The organism is Pseudarthrobacter sp. HLT1-3, from assembly GCF_059383535.1.
The window spans coordinates 89,369-108,876 of the sequence record NZ_JBWZCJ010000011.1 but is presented as its reverse complement, the minus strand read 5'-3'; the positions used below and the strand labels follow the sequence as shown (position 1 = coordinate 108,876).

General features: G+C 67.4%; 18 protein-coding genes. 13 read left to right on the top strand and 5 right to left on the bottom strand.

The window, feature by feature from the left end:
- Positions 1-17 precede the first annotated feature (17 nt).
- A complete protein-coding gene (locus AC50X9_RS11595; RefSeq protein WP_494893701.1) occupies positions 18-458 on the bottom strand; it encodes a VOC family protein in 441 nt (146 codons plus the stop codon).
- 158 nt (positions 459-616) lie between these two features.
- Positions 617-1,378, bottom strand: coding sequence for a CPBP family intramembrane glutamic endopeptidase (locus AC50X9_RS11590; RefSeq protein ID WP_494893699.1), 762 nt, complete (start codon positions 1,376-1,378; stop codon positions 617-619).
- Positions 1,379-1,430: 52 nt separating this feature from the next.
- Between AC50X9_RS11590 and AC50X9_RS11585 the strand changes: the two genes are divergently transcribed.
- The 5 genes from AC50X9_RS11585 to AC50X9_RS11565 all read left to right on the top strand — a co-directional run bounded on the left by AC50X9_RS11585 (position 1,431) and on the right by AC50X9_RS11565 (position 7,767).
- The gene (locus AC50X9_RS11585; RefSeq protein ID WP_494893697.1) at positions 1,431-2,408 is read left to right on the top strand and encodes a metal ABC transporter substrate-binding protein; all 978 of its coding nucleotides are present in this window, start codon (positions 1,431-1,433) and stop codon (positions 2,406-2,408) included.
- Positions 2,405-3,283 carry a metal ABC transporter ATP-binding protein gene (locus AC50X9_RS11580; RefSeq protein WP_494893692.1) on the top strand — a complete coding sequence of 293 codons (879 nt, stop codon included), beginning with the start codon at positions 2,405-2,407 and terminating at the stop codon, positions 3,281-3,283. The genes AC50X9_RS11585 and AC50X9_RS11580 overlap by 4 nt, the downstream gene beginning before the upstream one ends.
- Positions 3,284-3,286: 3 nt before the next feature.
- The gene (locus AC50X9_RS11575; protein ID WP_494893685.1) at positions 3,287-4,165 is read left to right on the top strand and encodes a metal ABC transporter permease; all 879 of its coding nucleotides are present in this window, start codon (positions 3,287-3,289) and stop codon (positions 4,163-4,165) included.
- 161 nt (positions 4,166-4,326) lie between these two features.
- Positions 4,327-6,000, top strand: a complete 1,674-nt coding sequence (locus AC50X9_RS11570) for an ABC-F family ATP-binding cassette domain-containing protein (RefSeq protein WP_494893681.1) — start codon at positions 4,327-4,329, stop codon at positions 5,998-6,000.
- Between the two features lie 306 nt (positions 6,001-6,306).
- Entirely contained in the window at positions 6,307-7,767 is a 1,461-nt protein-coding gene (locus AC50X9_RS11565) for an amino acid permease (protein WP_494893679.1), read from the top strand.
- Positions 7,768-8,081: 314 nt separating this feature from the next.
- Here AC50X9_RS11565 and AC50X9_RS11560 read toward each other — a convergent pair whose 3' ends face one another.
- Complete coding sequence (locus AC50X9_RS11560; RefSeq protein WP_494893674.1) at positions 8,082-8,831, bottom strand: dienelactone hydrolase family protein; 750 nt, start codon at positions 8,829-8,831, stop codon at positions 8,082-8,084.
- Between the two features lie 737 nt (positions 8,832-9,568).
- A complete protein-coding gene (locus AC50X9_RS11555) occupies positions 9,569-9,745 on the bottom strand; it encodes a CsbD family protein (protein ID WP_069949555.1) in 177 nt (58 codons plus the stop codon).
- A gap of 277 nt (positions 9,746-10,022) precedes the next feature.
- On the opposite strand from AC50X9_RS11555, the gene AC50X9_RS11550 reads away from it, so the two are divergent.
- The 6 genes from AC50X9_RS11550 to AC50X9_RS11525 all read left to right on the top strand — a co-directional run bounded on the left by AC50X9_RS11550 (position 10,023) and on the right by AC50X9_RS11525 (position 14,957).
- Positions 10,023-10,481, top strand: coding sequence for an SRPBCC family protein (locus AC50X9_RS11550; RefSeq protein ID WP_494893671.1), 459 nt, complete (start codon positions 10,023-10,025; stop codon positions 10,479-10,481).
- Positions 10,481-11,164, top strand: a complete 684-nt coding sequence (locus tag AC50X9_RS11545) for a pentapeptide repeat-containing protein (protein ID WP_494893669.1) — start codon at positions 10,481-10,483, stop codon at positions 11,162-11,164. The genes AC50X9_RS11550 and AC50X9_RS11545 overlap by 1 nt, the downstream gene beginning before the upstream one ends.
- Before the next feature lie 155 nt (positions 11,165-11,319).
- A complete protein-coding gene (locus tag AC50X9_RS11540; RefSeq protein WP_494893667.1) occupies positions 11,320-12,549 on the top strand; it encodes a thiolase family protein in 1,230 nt (409 codons plus the stop codon).
- Positions 12,549-13,364, top strand: a complete 816-nt coding sequence (locus AC50X9_RS11535; RefSeq protein ID WP_494893665.1) for an enoyl-CoA hydratase/isomerase family protein — start codon at positions 12,549-12,551, stop codon at positions 13,362-13,364. The genes AC50X9_RS11540 and AC50X9_RS11535 overlap by 1 nt, the downstream gene beginning before the upstream one ends.
- A 2-nt stretch (positions 13,365-13,366) precedes the next feature.
- Entirely contained in the window at positions 13,367-14,239 is an 873-nt protein-coding gene (locus AC50X9_RS11530; RefSeq protein WP_494893663.1) for a 3-hydroxyacyl-CoA dehydrogenase family protein, read from the top strand.
- Positions 14,240-14,333: 94 nt separating this feature from the next.
- Positions 14,334-14,957 carry a GNAT family N-acetyltransferase gene (locus AC50X9_RS11525; protein ID WP_494893661.1) on the top strand — a complete coding sequence of 208 codons (624 nt, stop codon included), beginning with the start codon at positions 14,334-14,336 and terminating at the stop codon, positions 14,955-14,957.
- Here the strand turns inward: AC50X9_RS11525 and AC50X9_RS11520 are convergent.
- Positions 14,954-15,796, bottom strand: coding sequence for an SGNH/GDSL hydrolase family protein (locus AC50X9_RS11520; protein ID WP_494893659.1), 843 nt, complete (start codon positions 15,794-15,796; stop codon positions 14,954-14,956). The two genes, AC50X9_RS11525 and AC50X9_RS11520, sit on opposite strands and share 4 nt — an antisense overlap.
- Positions 15,797-16,086: 290 nt before the next feature.
- On the opposite strand from AC50X9_RS11520, the gene AC50X9_RS11515 reads away from it, so the two are divergent.
- On the top strand, positions 16,087-16,800 hold the full coding sequence (locus AC50X9_RS11515) for a tyrosine-protein phosphatase (RefSeq protein WP_494893778.1): 714 nt from the start codon (positions 16,087-16,089) through the stop codon (positions 16,798-16,800).
- A 9-nt stretch (positions 16,801-16,809) separates the two neighbouring features.
- On the top strand, positions 16,810-19,467 hold the full coding sequence (locus AC50X9_RS11510) for a S1 family peptidase (RefSeq protein ID WP_494893657.1): 2,658 nt from the start codon (positions 16,810-16,812) through the stop codon (positions 19,465-19,467).
- Positions 19,468-19,508 lie beyond the last annotated feature (41 nt).

The following is a 19,508-nucleotide window of genomic DNA, read 5'->3' as shown; positions in this document are numbered from 1 at the left end:
CGAGTCTAGTAATGGCCTCAGCTGATGCAGAACTCGTTGCCTTCCGGGTCCGCCATGGTGTGCCAGGAATGCGGGCCCTCGTTGGCGGTCCAGAGGAAGGTCGCGCCACGCGCTTCGAGGGCGGTCCGGACCGTGTCCTTGTCCGCGCCGGCGATGTTGACGTCCCAGTGGATCCGGTTCTTGACGGTCTTGTCTTCCGGCACAGTCTGGAACAGAATCCGCTGGGCCGGCGGCCTGGCGTCGAGTTCCGCGGGCGGGCGGATGGCGGCGCCGGTGGCCCACACGAGGTTGCCGTTGTGCAGCTTGGTTTCGTCCTCCGTGGCGAAGCCCTGCCCGATCATGGAGCGGATGAAGTTCGCGTCCTGCGGCTCCACCGCCCACTCGAGGGTCTCGGCCCACCAATCGGCGAGCTCATGCGGATGCCGGCAGTCGACGACGATCTGGATGTTGAGTGTCATGGAAAGAAACTACGACGTCGGCGCCGGCGGCGGTAGGGGGCGGCGGTGCCATCCCGGCACGCCCGTCACCCGACCAACACCACCCTAAGCAACGCGGGGTCACCTAGCGCCCATGGTGGCCGCCGGAATGGGCCGTAGGTGACCCCGCGTTGGTTGGGTCAGCCCTGGATCTGCTGGAGCTGCTCCATCAGTTCCGGCGGGATGGCGTAGATAAAGACGACCGCCAGCAGGTTCTTCGAGGCGTGCACCAAGTAGGAGAACATGACATTCCGGCCGGTCCAGACGTAGACAAACACCAGGACCACGCCCATCGCCAGGTACGGCATCAGCACCGGAAGGGTCAGCTCCTCCTGCCCGACAATGTGCAGCGCCGAGAACAGCAGCACCGACAGCACACAGCACACCCAGATGTTGACCCGCCGGCTGAGCTTGCCGATCAGCAGGTGGCGGAAGATGTACTCCTCCACGAAGGGCCCCACGAACACCAGCAGGGGCACCATCAGCCAGGCCGGCACCTGCTGCATCAGCGCCTGCAGGCCGGCCTGGTTCGCGGACATCTGCACCGGGCCCGTGAGCGAGACGAGGACGGCGGTGAGGATCATCATGGCCACCACGGCCAGCGGGACCATGAGCAGCGTGAACCAGGGCCGGGTGGCGAGAACCCTGAGGTCCCGGGCCGCAACGTGCCGGGCCGCGGCCAGGGCCAGGATGCCGATGCTGCCATAGAAGATCAGGTTGACGGAGTAGGACGCCACCGCCGGGTTCGGCGACAGCTGCAGCAGCAGCGGAACCAGCAGTCCGCCGGCCACAGCGAAGAAAGCGGCCACTGCCACATACAGGCATGCCGTGACGAAATCGAGCCGCGAGAACCGGTAGAGTTCCGGCCGCGGCGCGGGAGGTGTGCGGAGAACGGTGCCCATGCCACCAGCCTAGCGCCGTAGCGGAACGGTCGACTCCCGTATAATATTCGGTATGCCTAATAATTCGTTTCGGTGTGCCAAAGTTGTCCGCCGAACCCGTGGCCTTCGGGCCGCCGGAGCCGCTGTCGCCCTTCTGCTCGGGCTGTCGCTGGCCGCGTGCGGCAGTGCCGCCTCGGGCCAGGGCGCAGGCGCGGGTTCCGGCAAAGACAAGCCCGTCGTGCTGACCACCTTCACCGTGCTGGCCGACGTGGCGCAGAACGTGGCAGGGGACAAGCTGCAGGTCGAGTCCATCACCAAGGCCGGCGCCGAAATCCACGGCTACGAGCCCACCCCGGGGGACATCCGCAAGGCCTCCAAGGCGGACCTGATCCTGGACAACGGCCTGAACCTTGAGGCGTGGTTCGCGCAGTTCGTTGAGGGGCTGGACGTTCCGCATGCCGTGGTGAGCGAAGGCGTGGAGGTGCTGTCCATCAGCGAAGACTCCTACCAGGGCAAGCCGAATCCGCACGCGTGGATGTCGCCGGTGAACGTCCAGCTCTACGTGGACAACATGGTGAAGGCGTTCTCGAAGCTCGATCCGGACAATGCGGCGGCCTTCGAGGCGAACGGCGCGGCCTACAAGGCCCAGCTGCAGTCGGTCAAGGACGAAATGGTCCAAAAGCTCGCCACCGTCCCCGAGGCGCAGCGGGCGCTGGTGACCTGCGAGGGCGCCTTCTCCTACCTGGCGCGCGACGCCGGCCTGCGGGAGGTCTACATCTGGGCCGTCAACGCCGAACAGCAGGCAACCCCGCAGCAGATCACCAAGGCGATTGAATTCGTGAAAGCCAACAAGGTCCCCGCTGTCTTCTGCGAGTCCACGGTGTCGGACGCCCCGATGCGCCAGGTGGTGGAAGCCACCGGTTCGAGCTTCGGCGGCGTGCTGTACGTGGATTCGCTATCCGAAATGGACGGACCGGTCCCCACCTACCTGGACCTCATCCGGCACGACTCCAACCTCATCACCGAAGGCCTGACGGGAGCGGCATCATGAGCAGTCCAGCCATTCTGGTGGAGAACGTCACCGTCCACTACGGGGAGGTCCTGGCGCTCGACGCCGCCTCGCTGACCATTGAGGCCGCCCGGATCTGCGGACTGGTGGGCATGAACGGCTCCGGGAAGTCCACGCTGTTCAAGGCGATCATGGGAATGGTCAAGCCCGACGCCGGACGCGTCCTTATCAACGGCGAACCACCCGCCAAGGCACGCAAACGTGGCGGGATCGGCTACGTCCCGCAGAGCGAAGACGTCGACTGGCAGTTCCCGCTGTCCGTCCGCGACGTGGTGATGATGGGCCGCTACGGGCACCAGGGCTTCACCCGCCGCCCGTCCAAAGCGGACCGCGACGCCGTCGACCTCGCCCTGGACCGGGTGGAACTGTCCGAGTTCGCCGGCCGCCAGATCGGCCAGCTCTCCGGCGGCCAGAAGAAGCGCGCGTTCGTGGCCCGGGGAATCGCGCAGGGTGCCACCATGATGCTGCTGGATGAGCCGTTCGCCGGCGTCGACAAGCGCTCCGAAGCCACGATCACGCGCCTGCTGAAGGAGCTCGCCGCGGACGGCTGCACCATCCTTGTCTCCACGCATGACCTGCACGCGCTGCCCCAGCTCTGCGACGAGGCCGTGCTCCTGATGCGCAGGGTCCTGATGCACGGCCCGCCCGAGGTCGTGCTGCAGCCGGAGCACCTGGCCAAGGCGTTCGGCCTCGACGTCCTCAACCGGGAGCTTCCCGAGCGGGATCCTGCCGGGCGGGACCCTGCCGGGCGCGGCCCGGCGAGACCTGGCGTGCCGGACCCCGGACTTCCCGGAGCGGACCGTTCGAGCCCTGACCTTTCGAGCCCTGACCTTTCGAGCCAGCCGGGAGGGCACTGAGCCATGGATTTCCTCGACCTCCTGCTGGAACCGCTGAGCTATGACTTTATGGTCCGCGCCATCGTCACCACGGCGCTCGCCGCCATCGTCTGCGCCGTGCTGAGCTGCTGGCTGGTGCTTATCGGCTGGTCGCTGATGGGCGACGCCGTGTCCCATGCCGTGCTGCCCGGGGTGGTGCTCGCCTACATTGTCGGGGCCCCGTTTGCCCTCGGGGCGCTGGTGTTCGCGCTGATTGCGGTGACCCTGATCGGGGTGGTCCGCAACACCAGCCGGGTGAAGGAGGACGCGGCAATCGGCATCGTGTTCACCTCGCTCTTCGCCCTGGGCCTGGTGCTGATCTCCGTCACGCCGAGCCAGACCGACCTCAACCACATCATCTTCGGCAACTTGCTGGGCGTCAGCATCCCCGACCTCATCCAGGTGCTCGTGCTGGGGGTGGTTGCCTTTGCCATCCTGATCCTCAAGCGCCGGGACCTGACGCTCTACGCCTTCGACCCCGTCCACGCCCACGCGATCGGGCTGTCCCCGAAGCGCCTGGGTGCGCTGCTGCTGGGCCTGCTGGCGCTGACCTCCGTGGTGGCGCTGCAGACCGTGGGCGTGGTGCTGGTGGTGGCCATGCTGATCATTCCCGGGGCCACCGCCTACCTGCTGACGGACCGCTTCTCCCGCATGCTGGTGATCGCCCCGGTCATTTCCGCGCTGTGTTCCATCGCCGGCATCTACCTCAGCTACTATCTGGACACCGCCTCCGGCGCCATGGTGGTCCTGACGCAGGGCGCCGCGTTCGCCGTCGTCTATCTGTTCAGCCCCCGGCAGGGTCTGATCGGCACACGGCTGGCGAAGGCCCGCCGGAAGAAGGCGGTCGCGCTCGCCGCCGTCTGAGCCCCCCAGCTTGAGCCCCTGCCCGACGGCGGTACCGCCCGCCGCCGCCTGAGCCCGCCCGGCGGCGGCATCCGCCCCAGTTCCTCAGTAGTGTCGACGGTGTCATACTTGACGACGCGGGCCGCCGACGGGTAGGCCCGCCACCTACTTGCGAGGACTCCTTGAGCGAACATCTCCGCCTTTCGGGCGTATCCCATGGCTACGGGGACCGTCAGCTCTTTGCCGACGTCGACCTTGCCATCACCGCCGGTGAGCATGTGGCGATCGTCGGCGAAAACGGCGCCGGCAAATCCACCCTGCTCCGGATTTTGGCCGGGCTCGAGACCCCGGACGAGGGCACCGCCGTCAGCCAGGGCCGCGTGGGCTATCTCGCCCAGACCCTCGGCCTGCCGGACGCGTTCACCGTGAGCAACGCGATCGACGCCGCACTGGCATCCCTCCGCGCAATGGAGGCCGAGCTGGACCGCCTGGAGGACGGGCTCGCCGGCGCGGAAGCGGACGAACTGGAGCGCTACGGAAACCTGCAGACGCAGTACCAGCTCCGGGAAGGCTACGCAGCGGAATCCCGGGTGGAGGCGGCGCTGGACCGGCTCGGCCTGGGCGGGCTGGACCGGATGCGGACCCTGGGCTCGCTCTCCGGCGGGGAACAGGAACGCGTGGCACTGGCCTGCGTGCTGGCGGATCCCGCGGACATCCTCCTGCTGGACGAACCCACCAACCACCTTGACGCCAGCGGGACGGCCTGGCTGGAGGCGCGGCTGGCGGCGCACCGCGGAACCGTGGTGGTGGTCTCCCATGACCGGGTCCTGTTGCGCAAAGTGGCCACTACCGTGATTGAAGTGGACGCCGAACGCCGGACGGTCAACCGGTATGGCAACGGTTACGAAGGCTACCTGCGGGAGAAGGCCGCCGAACGCGAGCGCTGGGCGCAGCAGTACCACGGTTGGCTGGATGCGATGGCTGCCGAACGGCTCCAGGCGGACACGGTCGCGGGGAAGATGGGCTACGCCCGCCAGCGCGACAACGACAAAATGGGCTTCGACTTCAAGGCCGGCACGTGGCAAAAGGCTGCCTCCAGCAAGGTCCGCAATGCCCAGGAGCGTCTCCGCAGGCTGGAGGAAAGCCCCATCGACCGCCCGCCGGTGCCCCTGAAGCTGGCGACGGACCTGCGGGCGGACGTTGCTGCGGGGCCCGCTCTTGAAGCCCGCGGCGTGACGGTGCCCGGGCGCCTGGAACCGACGGACCTCCGCGTGGAGTCGGGCCAGAAGATCCTCATCACCGGTCCCAATGGTGCGGGCAAGTCCACGCTACTCGCCGTGCTCGCGGGCACGCTGGAACCGGCCACGGGCACCGTGGTCCGGCACGGCCGGATCGGCTACCTGCAGCAGGAGCTGGAGCTCCCGCAGCGCCCGGGGCTGCGACTTTTGCCGGCTTTCGCCGCGGGCCTGGGCGGCAACATCGACGAGCACGCCGAGGCGCTGCTCCGCCTCGGGCTCTTCCGGACCAGCGAATTCCACGTCCCGGTGGGCAGCCTGTCCGCCGGACAACAACGCCGGCTGGCACTCGCCCGGCTCCTGCTGGGCGGGTACGGCACGATGCTCGTCGATGAGCCCACCAACCACCTCGCGCCCGTGCTGGTGGAGCAGCTGGAGTCGGCCCTCTCGGACTTCGCCGGGACCCTGGTCATGGTCAGCCACGACCGGGCGCTGGGGGAATGGTTCGACGCGTGTGCCAAAAAAAGCGCAAACGCGCACGGCGCCCGGCACGGGCCCGGTGCCGGCGCGGCGGCCGGGACCTGGCTCCGGTATGCCATGCGCGACGGCGCCCTGGCGTAACGCGACGGCGCCCTGGCGTGACCGACGCCCAACAGACGGATCCACCGGGCCGGCGTCGGCCTTGGACCGAACATCGTTCGGCAATACGGCCCGGGTGGAATTTTTAATTGGGCATGAAGTCCGCCTGATGTTGTCCGCGTCACTGTCGAGCCCTTGAGGCTAGTACGATTAATGAGCCGCGCGAACTTCGACACTTGTGAGGTTCGGTACATGACTTGTGCCCCGCAAGGGCCTCAAGTCCGAATTTTGTGTACCTGAACCCACGGTCCTTTCCCGGCCATACCTCGACCTACAAGGAATACAGCTGTGTCATCACCCACCCCCACAGAACTCAAGAGCCGGCCGGCGCAACCCGCCGTCGTCGACTCGACCCTCAGCGCCGAGGGCTACGCAAAGTCCCTGAGCGGACGTCAGGTCACCATGATCGCGATGGGCGGCGCCATCGGCGTCGGCCTCTTCATGGGTGCCGGCGGGCGCCTGGCCTCCACCGGCCCCGCGCTGATCTTCTCCTACGCCATTGCCGGCGTCATCGCCTACCTGCTGATGCGTGCCCTGGGCGAACTCATCATGTACCGCCAGACCTCGGGCTCCTTCGTCAGCTACGCCGGCGAAATGTTCGGCAAAAAGGGCGCCTATGTGTCCGGCTGGATGTACTTCATCAACTGGGCCATGACCGGTATCGCCGAGCTCATCGCCATCGGCCTGTACTTCCAGTTCTTCTTCCCCAACGTGCCGGTCGAGCTGTCCGCGATCGCGGCGCTGCTGCTGCTCGTGGGCGTGAACCTCATGAGTGTCAAGGCGTTCGGTGAATTCGAGTTCTGGGCCTCCTGCCTCAAGGTCGGTGCCATCCTCATCTTCCTGGCCGTGGGCACCTTCATGGTGGTCACCAACGCGCAGGTGGGCGACGGCAATGCCTCGGTCAACAACCTCTTCGCCGCCGAAGGGGGCATGTTCCCCAAGGGTGCGCTGGTCATGATCCTGGTCCTCAACGCCGTCATCTTCGCCTACAACGGCATTGAGCTCGTCGGCATCACCGCCGGCGAGATGCAGGACCCGGCCAAGGAAGTGCCCAAGGCCATCCGCGCGGTCGTATTCCGCATCGTTGTGTTCTACGTCGGCTCCGTGACCCTCCTGGCCATGCTGCTGCCCTCGGACCAGTACGTCGCCGGCACCTCGCCGTTCGTCACCGTGTTCGGCCAGATGGGCCTCGGCTGGATGGGCGATGTCATGAACATGATCGTCATCACCGCCGCGCTGTCCTCCTGCAACTCGGGCCTGTACTCGATCGGCCGGGTCTTCCGCACCATGGCTAACAATGGACATGCTCCCCAGTGGCTGACCAAGATGTCAAAGAGCCACGTGCCGTACGCCGCCATCCTGGCGATCGGCGGCGTCTACCTCGTCGGCATCCTCCTCAACATCTGGCTCGGCGGCTCGCACGCCTTCGACCTGGCGCTGAACTCCGCGTCGATCGGCGTGATCTTCACCTGGGGCGCCATCTTCGCCAGCCAGATCGCGCTGCGCAAGACCAAGGGCAAGGTCTCGGCCCTGCCCGCGCCCGGCGGAACCCGGGCCAGCTGGGCCGGCCTGATTGCCCTGCTGCTCATCACAATCCTGATCGGCTTCGACACCATGACCAGCAAGACCGGCGAGGTCTTCCACCTCGGCCTCTGGACCCTGGCGACAATCCCGTTCTTCGCCCTCCTGCTGTGGCTCGGCTGGCAGAAGGTCAAGAACAACGAACCGAAGAACGCACTCTTCAACTAAGTCCACAGAAGTACGACGACGGCGATTGTCACCGTCCGGGGTTAACACAAAAGGGGAGCGCCGAGGCGCTCCCCTTTTGTCATGCGTTCCCGATACAGACGTGTCCGTCCACAAGCAGCGGAAGCCCCATACCCCCGCTACCTGTGTTACTGGAGTCTATGAATGAGGCTGAAGAAAACTTATGAGTAAGAAGTACTCGATTATTTAACCCGGGCTACGTGGATGCACCGCTTGAACCACGTGGGTGGTTCTCAAGGTCCCGCCGCGAAATGGTCCTCGAACCGTTGCCTGGCCTCTGCTGCCGGCGCGTCGGGCTAAAGGGCTTTTCCAAGGTGCCGGGCGAAGTGGTCCTCGATCCGCTGCCAGGCTTCTTCCGCGGCGTCGGGGTCCGGCTTGATGCCCATGACGCGGAAGAGCAGCCGGAGCGCGCGCGGGCCAACCTCGGCGTCGTCCATGAAGGCATGGCCGGCGCCTTCGAATTCCTTGACGTCGTTTTCGATGCCCAGCTTGTCCAGGACGGCTTCAAGCTTCGCCGCTGCTCTTGGCAGGGTGCGGTCGGCCTTGCCGAAGTTGCCCACCACGGGACATGCGCCCAGCAGTGCCTCTTCGGGGTTCTTGGGCAGCCCGCCGTAGTTCACGGCCGCCGCGTCGAAGCCGTCCCCGGCGATCAGCAGGGCAAACCCGCCGCCCATACAAAATCCGATGACGCCGATTTTGCCGTTGGTCCGCCCCGACCGCTCCAGCCAGGCCTGCGCATCGGACAGGTCCGTGAAGGCCTTGCCGTTGCCGGACGTGAGGGAGCGCATTGTGGAGACCATGCAGCGGCGCATTCCGCCGTCGCTGAACAAGTCCACCGCCAGCGTCAGGTAGCCGGCCCGTGCAAGCCGGTCGGCCTGGCGCCGTGAAATGTCGTTAAGGCCGAACGCCTCGTGGATCATCAGGACAGCGGGAAACGGGCCCGGTCCCTCAGGTTCGGCCAGGTAGCCGCGCAGGTTCCGCGATCCGGTGGTGGCCGGTGCGGGGCCCGCCGCACTGCCGGCCGCACTGAGGTCGATGATCGTCATGGTGCGTGCCTTCCGTCGGCGGATGCTGTTCCCCGAGAATCTCACGAAATCGAGGGGAGTCGCCCTGACAGGGCCGCTTCGTCGCAACCCTTTCTCGACGCATCGATTGGACGAAGATGGCCGCTCTGGGGGCGGCATAGCGGCCACTTGTGGCGAATCGGTGGGCCGGGCCGGTCGGCGGGGCGGTGGTTGGGTAGAGGTTGCATCGATTGGACGAGGATGGCCGCTCTGGGGGCGGGATAGCGGCCACTTGTGGCGAATCGGTGGGCCGGGCCGGTCGGCGGGGCGGTGGTTGGGCGGTGATTGCGCGGTTGTTGCATCGATTGGACGAGGATGGCCGCTCTGGTGGCGGGATAGCGGCCATGTGTGGCGAATCGGTGGCCTCGGGCGGTCGGCGGGGCGGTGGTTGCGCGGAAGTTGCATCGATTGGACGAGGATGGCCGCTCTGTTGGCGGGATAGCGGCCATGTGTGGCGAAACGGTGGCCCCGGGCGGGGCGGTCGGTGCCGGCAGTGGCGGGGCGGAGGTTGCATCGATTGGACGATGATGGCCGCTCTGGGGGTGGATTAGCGGCCACTTGTGGCGAATCGATGGGCTGGGGCGGTCGCGGGGCGGTTACGTCCCGTGGAGTGGTGCGACAGCAAGTTTCGCGCGCCCGGAGCAGCATCTCCAGCCCACACGAAAGCGGCGCCGGGCATCCCCCAAAGGAATGTCCGACGCCGCCGACTTGGTTCAGGACTAATCCTTCTTGAAGGTGTCCTTGACGTTCTCGCCGACCTTCTTGGCGTCGGCTACAACCTGGTCCTTCTGGCCTTCCGCGCGCAATTCGTCGTTGTTTGTCGCGTTTCCGGTGGCTTCCTTGGCCTTGCCGCCCAGGTGCTCCGCTTCGTTCTGAATCTTGTCTCCGATACCCATGGTGTGAACCACCTTTCGTTTCCGGTTGAAATTCAATGTTCATTCACCATAACACAAAGCATGCTTACTAATTCAAGAGCCCATCCAGGATCAAAACAGAGTAGCGGTGAGCCCCGGTTCGGCGTGCCTTCAGATCCAGCTGGACCCCGCTCCAGGACGTGGCGGATCCCTGCGTGTCCTCGCTTCACGAGTTCAGCCGGATCGCAAGGGGATCCAAAGGGGTTAATCCCGTGCCGGAGGATGAAATCTTCGACGGGGCCGGGCTAGGCTCGATTCCATGGACCACACAACCAGCCTGACCCAGCACATCAACGCCCCGGCAGAGAAGGTGTGGGCGGTCATTTCCGACATCCCCGGTTCGGCCGCCACCCTTTCCGGGATCGATTCAGTCCAGATGCTGAGCGACGGCCCGTACCGCGAGGGGACGCGCTGGAAGGAAACCCGCACCATGATGGGCCGGTCCGAAACCGTGGAGATGTGGGTGGCGCAGACCGACCCGCCGCGGAGCACCACGGTCAAGGCGCTCCAGGGCGGGGCCGACTACACCACACGTTTCACGCTGGCAGACCGCGACGGCGGTACCGACCTGACCCTGACCTTCGGCGCCGACCTGGTCAACCCCACCCGGTGGAGCAGACTGGCGATGGGGCTGTTCGGAAAACTGGGCATGCGCATCACCCGCAAGGCCCTCGCGAAGGACCTGGCCGATATCGCGGCGAAGGCCGAGTCGCTCTGATGGCGCGTGGCACCACGGCGCGTGGCACCACAGCGCACAAGGTCACCCCGCCCCGGCTCAGCCCCGTGCGGCTGGCGGACCTCCGGGACGACCCCTCCCCGGATTTCCAGTCGGGGGAGCGGTACGACGGCGTCCGGTACAGCAGGGCATCGGCCGACGGGCTGGAGCTCGGCGGCACCGACTTCGCCGAATGCGACTTCCAGGGCGTGTCCTTCAACGAGACCCAGCTGCGCGGCGCCAGCTTCCGCGACTGCATTTTGGCCGAGGTCTACGCCCCCGTGTTCAAAGCGCCCCGGAGCACCCTGCGCGACGTCGAGATCGGCAACCCGCGCTGGGGTTCCGCGGAACTCTACGAAAGCGGCTGGCAGTCCGTGCGGATCGACGGCGGCAAGCTCGACTACGTGAACCTGCGCGGCTCCAAGCTCACCGACGTGGAGATCAGCGACTGCATCATCAACGAACTGGACCTCGGTTCCTGCGCGGCGACCCGGGTCGCGCTGAAGAACTGCACCGTCGGCACCCTCGACGTCGCGGGCGCCCGGCTGAAGGACTTCGACATCCGGGGCACCGACTTCCGCGCCATCAGCGGGCTGGAAAGCCTCGCCGGCCTCGTCATCGACGACTACCAGCTCGGCCTGCTGGCCCCGCTGATGGCGAGCCATCTCGGCGTCGTCGTCGCGTAATCCAGCGGCGCGGCGGTTGACCGCCTTGCCCCGCAGTGTAATCTTTATAGAACGAACGGTCAGTAAATTGGCGCGCCAGCGGGTCGACCGCAGACGCCGCGGCCGAAGAGAATTCTTTCGATGACAGCGACGTTTATCGCGTGAAGGGTGTACCCATGGCATCAGCAGCAGCAGGACCACAGGCATTTCTCGTAGGCGGTGCCCGCACGGCAGTGGGCCGTTACGGCGGGGCACTCTCCGCGGTCCGCCCCGATGACCTGGCCGCCCTGGTGGTCCGCGAAGCCGTGGCCCGTGCCGGGCTGGACCCGGAGAGCATCGATGAGGTGATCCTGGGCAACGCCAACGGTGCCGGCGAGGAAAACCGCAACGTCGCCCGGATGGCCACCGTCCTGGCCGGTCTGCCGCTGCACATCCCGGGCATCACTGTGAACCGGCTCTGCGCCTCCGGCCTGAGCGCCATCATCATGGCCAGCCAGATGATCAAGTCCGGTGCCGCGGACATCGTGATCGCCGGCGGCGTCGAATCCATGAGCCGCGCCCCCTGGGTCCAGGAGAAGCCGCAGACCGCCTTCGCGAAGCCGGGCCAGATCTTCGACACCTCCATCGGCTGGCGCTTCGTGAACCCGCTGTTCCAGAAGGGTGAGCTCTCCCGCGGCGGCAAGATGACCTACTCGATGCCGGAAACGGCCGAGGAAGTCGCCCGCGTGGACGGGATCAGCCGCGAGGACGCCGACGCCTTCGCCGTCCGCTCCCACGAACTCTCCCTCGCGGCCATCGCCGCCGGCCGCTTCGCCGACGAGATCGTCCCGGTCACGGTCAAGACCCGCAAGGGCGAAACCGTCGTAGACACCGACGAGGGCCCGCGCGCCGGCACCACGATGGACGTCCTCGCGGGCCTGCGCCCCGTCGTCGCCGGCGGCTCGGTCGTCACGGCCGGAAACTCCTCCACGCTCAACGACGGCGCCTCCGCCATCATCGTCGCGTCCGAAGCCGCCATCGAACGGCTCGGCCTCACGCCCCGCGCCCGGATCATCGACGGCGCCTCCGCCGGCTGCGAACCGGAAATCATGGGCATCGGCCCGGTCCCGGCCACCCAGAAGGTGCTCGCCCGGACCGGTCTGAGCGTCGGCGACCTCGGCGCCGTCGAACTCAACGAAGCCTTCGCCACCCAGTCGCTCGCGACCATGCGCCGGCTCGGCCTGGACCCCGAGATTGTAAACCGCGACGGCGGCGCGATCTCCCTGGGGCACCCGCTGGGGTCGTCGGGCTCACGGCTCGCCATCACCCTGCTGGGCCGGATGGAGCGCGAGGACGCCCGGATCGGCCTCGCGACCATGTGCATCGGCGTGGGCCAGGGCACCGCGATGCTGCTGGAACGCGTCTAGTGGCCGCCGCGACGGGTCTGGACCCGCAGGATTTCAGCACGCTGAAGGTCGAGGAGCGCGAGGACCGGCTGGTGGTGCTGCTGAACCGGCCCGAGGTCCGCAACGCGATCGACCAGCAGATGGTCGACGAGCTGCACGCCGTCTGCGCCGCGCTGGAGCAGACCCCGAAGGTGCTGATCGTTGCCGGCACCGAGGGCATCTTTGCCTCCGGCGCGGACATCGGCCAGCTGCGCGAACGCCGCCGTGACGATGCCCTGCGGGGTATTAACTCCACGATTTTCGTGCGGATCGCCAAGCTTCCGATGCCGGTCATTGCGGCCCTGGACGGTTTCTGCCTGGGCGGCGGCGCCGAGCTGGCGTACGCAGCGGACTTCCGGATCGGCACCCCCTCGGTGCGGATCGGCAACCCGGAAACCGGCCTGGGGATCCTGGCCGCCGCCGGTGCGAGCTGGCGCCTGAAGGAACTGGTGGGGGAGCCGGTGGCCAAGGAAATCCTGCTGGCCGGCACGGTGCTGCGCGCCGAGCGGGCCCTCGCCGTGAACCTCATCACCGAGATCCACGAGGCCCCCGAACTGATGGCCGCGGCCCACGCCCTCGCCGACAGGATCGCAGGCCAGGACCCGCTCGCGGTCCGGATCACCAAGTCGGTGTTCCACGCGCCCGCCGAGGCGCACCCCCTGATCGATGAGCTGGCGCAGGGAATCCTTTTTGAATCCCAGGCCAAATTCGACCGCATGCAGGCTTTCCTCGATAAGAAGGCCGCCAAGAAGTCAGCCAAGAAGTCCGAGCAGGATTCAGACCGGAAGAAGAACTGACCATGAGCAACTCCACACTCCCCGCGAACCTGCCCGCCAACGTCGGCGTCCTGGGCGGCGGCCGGATGGGGGCCGGCATCGCGCACGCCTTCCTGATCAACGGCGCCAACGTCCTCGTCGTCGAGCGCGACGAGGAAGCAGCCGAGGCCGCCCGCGAGCGGGTGGAATCCGCGGCGGCCAAGAGCATCGAACGCGGCGCCACGGACGGCAACCTGGACGAAATGGTCTCGCGGCTCTCGGTGACGGTGGACTACGACGACTTCAAGGACCGCCAGCTGGTCATCGAGGCCGTCCCCGAGGACTGGGACCTTAAGGTCAGTTCGCTGCGCGGGATCGAGGAACGCCTGAACGCCGACGCGTACCTCGCCTCCAACACCTCGTCCATCTCGGTCAACGCGCTGGCCCGCGAGCTGCAGCGCCCGGAGAACTTCCTGGGCCTGCACTTCTTCAACCCGGTCCCGGCGTCGACCCTGATCGAGGTCGTCCTCGGCGAGCACACCTCCGAGCCGCTGGCCCAGGCCGCCCGCGGCTGGGTCGACGCGCTCGGCAAGACCGCCGTCGTCGTCAATGACGCCCCCGGCTTCGCCTCTTCACGGCTCGGCGTCGCGATCGCCCTCGAGGCAATGCGGATGGTCGAGGAGGGTGTGGCATCCGCGGAGGACATCGACAACGCCATGGTCCTGGGCTACAAGCACCCCACCGGACCGCTGCGGACCACCGACATCGTGGGCCTGGACGTCCGCCTCGGCATCGCCGAATACCTCGCCTCGACCCTGGGGGAACGCTTCGCGCCGCCGCAGATCCTGCGCGACAAGGTCGCCCGCGGCGAACTCGGACGCAAGACCGGCAAGGGCTTCTTCGACTGGACCAGCTGACCGCTGGCCGGTCGGCGGCCGGCCAAATAATAAGCGGGTGCGGGCGTCCTGAGGGGCGTCCGCACCCGCTTCTGTCTCCGCCTAAGATGGTGCGGTGACTTCCCTGGACCGGGCGGCGATCGCCCCCATTACCCTGACCGGCCAATACGTTGTTCTGGAGCCGCTGAGCCCGGACCACCACGACGGTCTCGTCGAGGCGGCCCGGGACGGCGAACTCTGGCAGCTCTGGTACACCAGCGTGCCCGCCCCGGAGCAGATGGCCGCCGAGATCGAACGGCGCCTGGCCCTGCAGGACAGCGGCTCCATGCTGCCCTTCACCACGCGGCTGATCGACCCCGCCACCGGCGGACCGGGCCGGATGGTCGGGATGACAACCTACATGAACATCGACGCCGCCACGCCCCGGGTGGAGATCGGCTCCACCTGGAACGCGGCGTCCGTGCACGGCAGCGGCAGCAACCCGGACTCCAAGTTGCTGCTGCTGCGGCACGCCTTCGAAACGCTGGGCTGCCCCGCCGTCGAGTTCCGGACGCACTGGCTCAACCACCAGTCCCGCGAGGCGATCTCGCGGCTGGGCGCCAAGCAGGACGGGGTGCTCCGCAGCCATACCCGCAGCCGCGACGGCTCACTGCGGGACACCGTGGTGTACTCCATCCTCGAACACGAGTGGCCGATGGTCCGGAACGCCCTTGAATTCAGGCTGGCGAAACGGCGCTAGGGTGCCGAATAAGCTCCGGCCTCGCTCAGTGCCGTGTAGTACGCCTCGTAGCCCTCAGCGTTCGGATGGAAGCTGTCGGCGGGGCTGTCCGGGATGGCGCCGTTGATCCACGGCTCGTCCGAGTTGATGCCGTGGCCGGCGAAAGCGGTCCTGACGTCGACGTACTGTATCTCGGTGGTCTCGGTATCGGTGGCGTCGACGGCGGCGGCGATGGATCCGTTCAGTCCGTCAGCCAGGGCAGCGGCCTGGAGGATGAACGGGGTCATCGGATCGGCCGGATTGAGGTTGAACGGGTCGTAGAGGTAGGGGTAGCCGGTCACCACAATCTTGGCGTTCGGCGCGGCCGCCTGCACGCTCTGGATCATCGCGGCCACGTCAGCGGACAGCGGTCCGCTGAGCTGGTCCATCGCGTCAGTGGTGGCTTTGGCGCACGCCGCAATAAGGATGGGATCGGTAGAGCCGCAGCTGGTGACGATTTTCCCAAACCCGAGGTTGTTGCCGCCGGCCGTGATGGTCACCAGCTGTGTGGTTGTGTTCAGCTGGAGCAGCTGGGTGGCAACGACCTGCTGCGTCGTCTTGCCGCTGCAGGCCGCGTTGGTGATCAGTTTGATGGCTTTGGTGTCAGCCGCGAGTTCGGAGTAGGTGTTCTCACTGCGGTAACAAGGATCGTTCTTGTACGGTCCCGCGCCCTGACCCGCGGCGTAGGAGTCGCCGAGCGCGATGTACTTGGTCTTGTCCACGGCCTGCGCCGGGGCCGCAGCCAGACCGGCAGCCAATGCGAGAGTGGCGAGACCGGCAGCCACCGCCGTTTTACGGCGACGAAGTTTCAAAATTCCCATGGTGTTCCCCTCAGTAGCACGTAGGGTCAGCGCCCTGCGCCGTGAGCTTGTGACACGCGAATTAGTGACCCAGTCCCGGCGGCAGGCAAACCCAAAAGAGCCCGGCGGCTACCGGGTTCACCGTCACCTTACGCGGACGTTCCCGACCCGCACCATGCCTATAGTCCCTAATGTGGGGAACTTTTCAGTTGGTGGTTTGTCGTGAATCCCCGCCCGTGGATCGACGCCGGGACGTGTGCTTAGCTGTCAGGATGATGATCCCTCACGCGCGCGGAGACCGAGCCCGGGGGATGATCGTGCCCGGAGCAGTGGACCCCGGAGCGGTGGACTGGGACGGGGCGGTCAACGCCTGGCAGGTGGCCGGCAGCGTGGTCCGGATGGGACGGCGCGAGTGGCTCACCGACGCCGGCTGGCAGCAGGCGTACGACGGCGGCATCCGGACGGTCATCGACCTCCGCAACCCGGACGAGATCCGCCGCCGCGAGACCGACCCCCAGGTGAGCGGCGAGATCCTGGCAGCGTTCGCCGTCGTGCACGCCCCCACCGAGGACCCCGGCAACAGCGAGTTCCGCGAGCTTTGTGTGCCCTACCTGAACGATCCGGCGTCGTACCCGGACAATGCCCGGATCTTCCCCGACAAGCTGGCCGCGGTGTTCCGGGCCGTGGCGGCGGCGCGCGGCGGCGTCGTGATCCATTGTTCCGCCGGCCGGGACCGCAGCGGGATGATCGCGGCCATGCTCCAGGACCTGGCCGGGGCGGGCGAGGATGCCATTGCCCGCGGCTACGAGCGCGCCATGCGGGGCATCAACGAGCACCACCGGGTGTCGGGGATTCCGCATCCGCATGAGCGGTATCTGCCCGAGGAGGTCCTCGGGCCGGTGCTCGAAGCCCGGGTGGAAAGCCTGTTGCGGTTTGTCCGGAGCGTGAGGACCCGGGATTTCTTACGGCACAATGGCGTAACGGACTGGGAGCTGACTGCCATTCTGGCCAAATTGGGGCGCTAGAGTGACCGGGTGAAGACTCCGAGGTATCAGCTGACAGTGCGGGCGGTGGCGGCTGCCGCCATCGCGCTCGCGGGATCGTTCTATGCAGTTCCTGCGATGGCCGAGGCCGGGGGAGCCGACCCCGCCCCAGCCGTGTCGCCGACGGCGGCAACCGGCACAGTGGCGCCCGGCCCGGCAGGTGCAATCGCGCCGGGCACCAGCCCCGCAACCGCGATCGCTCCGACTGTGGCTTCGGCTCCGTCAGGAGCTCCGGAAATCAGCGACGCCGGACTCGCTGCGGCGGTCCAGCGCGACTTGGGCATGACCCTCGAGGAGTTCAACGCCGCTGGCCAGCTCGCCAGGACCGCCGCCGACGCGGTTCCTTCCCTGCGGGAGCTCCCCGGCTACGTCGGGATCAGCCTGCAGGACGGCAGGATTGCCGTCGAAGGCAGCGGCGCCGAATTGCAGGCCCGCGTCGATGAACTGAACGCACCCGGAACCGCAGCAGTGTTCGTCCTCGTGGCGCCGGCTGTTGCGCCTTCCGCTGATCCCTCCGCTGGCCCTTCGGCATCTCCTTCCGTCACCCCTTCCGTCACCCCTTCGGCGGATCCCTCGGCGCCTCCCGCGAATGTCCCCTCCGCGGCGGAGCTGGTGGCCTCGAACACCGATCACCTCTTCCAGGCCTATGTCCGCGAGGTCGGTCCGGCCGGACTGCAGGCAGTGGCCTATTCCGGCGGTCGCTTCATCATCCGCACCGGCGGGACGAATGCGGCGGAAACCGGCGTCTCTCAGGCTCCAAACCCGCAGACCGCGCCCTCAACCACGACCCCGACCGCCGGGGAGCCCGCAACCGCGAACGCGACTCCCGCGGCGCCCGGCAAAGTCTCCCCGGCCGACTTCGTGGCCCGCTACGCGAACGTCCAGCTGGAGCAGGGGCCCCCGGCCGCCACCGAGGCGGATGTCTACGGCGGGGAGGGCTATGCCGTCGACCGGAAGACCATCTGCTCGACCGGATTTGGCGCGTTCAGCGCGGCGGGACTGCCGGTCGTCCTGACGGCCGGGCACTGCGCCGAGGACGGTAGGGCCCTGATCACCGAGCTGGAGCCGCCGACCTCCGCCACCGCGGGCGGGTCGGCGCCCCTGCCCGGCACTCTCGTCCCGCTCGGCAGCTTCGGCTTCAGCCAGTTCGGCGGACCGCTCAACTCCTGGATCTCGGGCACCGAAGAAGCCCCCGGCAATGTGGGGACCGATATCGCGGTCATCGAGAAACTCAACGCCGGGCTCGACCTTCAAGCGGCCGCGACCACCTGGGCAGCTCCAGCCAACCCGAGCGCCACCGCAGTGAAGATCATTGGCACAGTTTCCCCATTCCAGGGCCAGGAAGTGTGCCGCTCCGGACGCACTGCAGGCTGGTCCTGCGGCCAGGTGGAGGAAACCGGCATCTACGTCGTGGGCGGACGAACCACCGCGGCGGCGGACCTGCGGGCCTTCCGCGGCTTCCTCTCCAGGAACGTCCAGTCCAGCGGCGGAGACTCCGGGGGACCGTGGATCAGCGGTAACTTCGCCGTCGGCACACATTCGGCCGGCGAGACATCCGGGGCGAACTTCGCCATCGCGACGACGCTCGAGGACGCCCTCACCAAGTTCCCGACGGCCGTGCAGCTCCAGTTGTTCCTGAACAAGCCCGAGCTCGTGGGGCCGGAAGGCGCGTCCGTAGCCGCCGGAGACCTCATCAGGGGGCGAGTTCCCTCGCCCGCGGGTTCGCCCCGGGCGGCCGACTCCAAGGTCCGGATTACTGTTGCCGGCCATCAGCCGCTTGAGGTCCCTGTCGACTCCACTGGGGAGTGGTCGTTCGTGGCACCATTCCCCGTCGGAGCCCTGAGCTTTTCGGCCGAGACGGTCCACGGATTCAGCCGATCTGGCGCCGTCGAATTCAGCGTCACTGTGGCGCCTTCCTCCCTGGCGGCCCCGGTGATCACGTCACCCTCTGAGGGCGAGGAGGTCAGACAGCCCGTCGCTCTAGGAGGCACGGGGGCGCCTGGCGCCCGGGTGATTTTCTCCGGCGATGCCGCAGGTAGCGCCGTCGTGGGACTCGACGGTCACTGGAGCATGCCCGCGGATGGGTCCGTCTATGGCCGGCTTACCGTAAACGGCGTTCAAACCTCCGGCGGCGTTGCTGACAGTCCATCCGCCGCCCGGAACTTCACCGTCACGCCGCCAGCCCCGGCCGTTTCTTCGATTAGGGACGGTGAGCATTTCAGCGAGGACTCGCTCCCCGAGCAGATTTCCGGAACGGGGATCGATGGTGCCGACTTTGCAGTCCTGGTAGACGGGATACCGGCGGGCGCAAGGCAAGCTGTTGACGGCACTGGCGGGCGCTGGAGTGTACCGTTTCCGGCAGGCCTTGCCGTGGGAACGCACATCCTTTCGGTCAGCCAATCAGTCGATGGCATCGCCTCGGAGCCGCTTCTCGTGACTTTCACCATCGACGCCCCGGCCGTTGCGACTCCGGTACCCGATAGTCCGGCTGCTGTTCCGGCCGCCCTGACTCCGGTGCTTCCGGCAGGCTCCGGCCAGCTGCCGGACACCGGCGCTGGTTCGCTGCTCCCGACGGCGGGACTCGCCGGCGGAGCGATCCTACTGGGCGGCGTCCTGCTGGCGGCCGCCAGGCGTCGACCGGTCGCCTAGCCACCGCCGCCGCAGGCGGACAACCCACTAGCTAACGCGGG

Excerpts from the sequence above, each read along its gene's own strand:
- AC50X9_RS11595 (WP_494893701.1), bottom strand. The coding sequence starts at position 458 with ATGACACTCAACATCCAGATCGTCGTCGACTGCCGGCATCCGCATGAG.
- AC50X9_RS11590 (WP_494893699.1), bottom strand. The coding sequence starts at position 1,378 with ATGGGCACCGTTCTCCGCACACCTCCCGCGCCGCGGCCGGAACTCTAC.
- AC50X9_RS11585 (WP_494893697.1), top strand. The coding sequence starts at position 1,431 with ATGCCTAATAATTCGTTTCGGTGTGCCAAAGTTGTCCGCCGAACCCGT.
- AC50X9_RS11580 (WP_494893692.1), top strand. The coding sequence starts at position 2,405 with ATGAGCAGTCCAGCCATTCTGGTGGAGAACGTCACCGTCCACTACGGG.
- AC50X9_RS11575 (WP_494893685.1), top strand. The coding sequence starts at position 3,287 with ATGGATTTCCTCGACCTCCTGCTGGAACCGCTGAGCTATGACTTTATG.
- AC50X9_RS11560 (WP_494893674.1), bottom strand. The coding sequence starts at position 8,831 with ATGACGATCATCGACCTCAGTGCGGCCGGCAGTGCGGCGGGCCCCGCA.
- AC50X9_RS11555 (WP_069949555.1), bottom strand. The coding sequence starts at position 9,745 with ATGGGTATCGGAGACAAGATTCAGAACGAAGCGGAGCACCTGGGCGGC.
- AC50X9_RS11550 (WP_494893671.1), top strand. The coding sequence starts at position 10,023 with ATGGACCACACAACCAGCCTGACCCAGCACATCAACGCCCCGGCAGAG.
- AC50X9_RS11545 (WP_494893669.1), top strand. The coding sequence starts at position 10,481 with ATGGCGCGTGGCACCACGGCGCGTGGCACCACAGCGCACAAGGTCACC.
- AC50X9_RS11540 (WP_494893667.1), top strand. The coding sequence starts at position 11,320 with ATGGCATCAGCAGCAGCAGGACCACAGGCATTTCTCGTAGGCGGTGCC.
- AC50X9_RS11530 (WP_494893663.1), top strand. The coding sequence starts at position 13,367 with ATGAGCAACTCCACACTCCCCGCGAACCTGCCCGCCAACGTCGGCGTC.
- AC50X9_RS11520 (WP_494893659.1), bottom strand. The coding sequence starts at position 15,796 with ATGGGAATTTTGAAACTTCGTCGCCGTAAAACGGCGGTGGCTGCCGGT.
- AC50X9_RS11515 (WP_494893778.1), top strand. The coding sequence starts at position 16,087 with ATGATCGTGCCCGGAGCAGTGGACCCCGGAGCGGTGGACTGGGACGGG.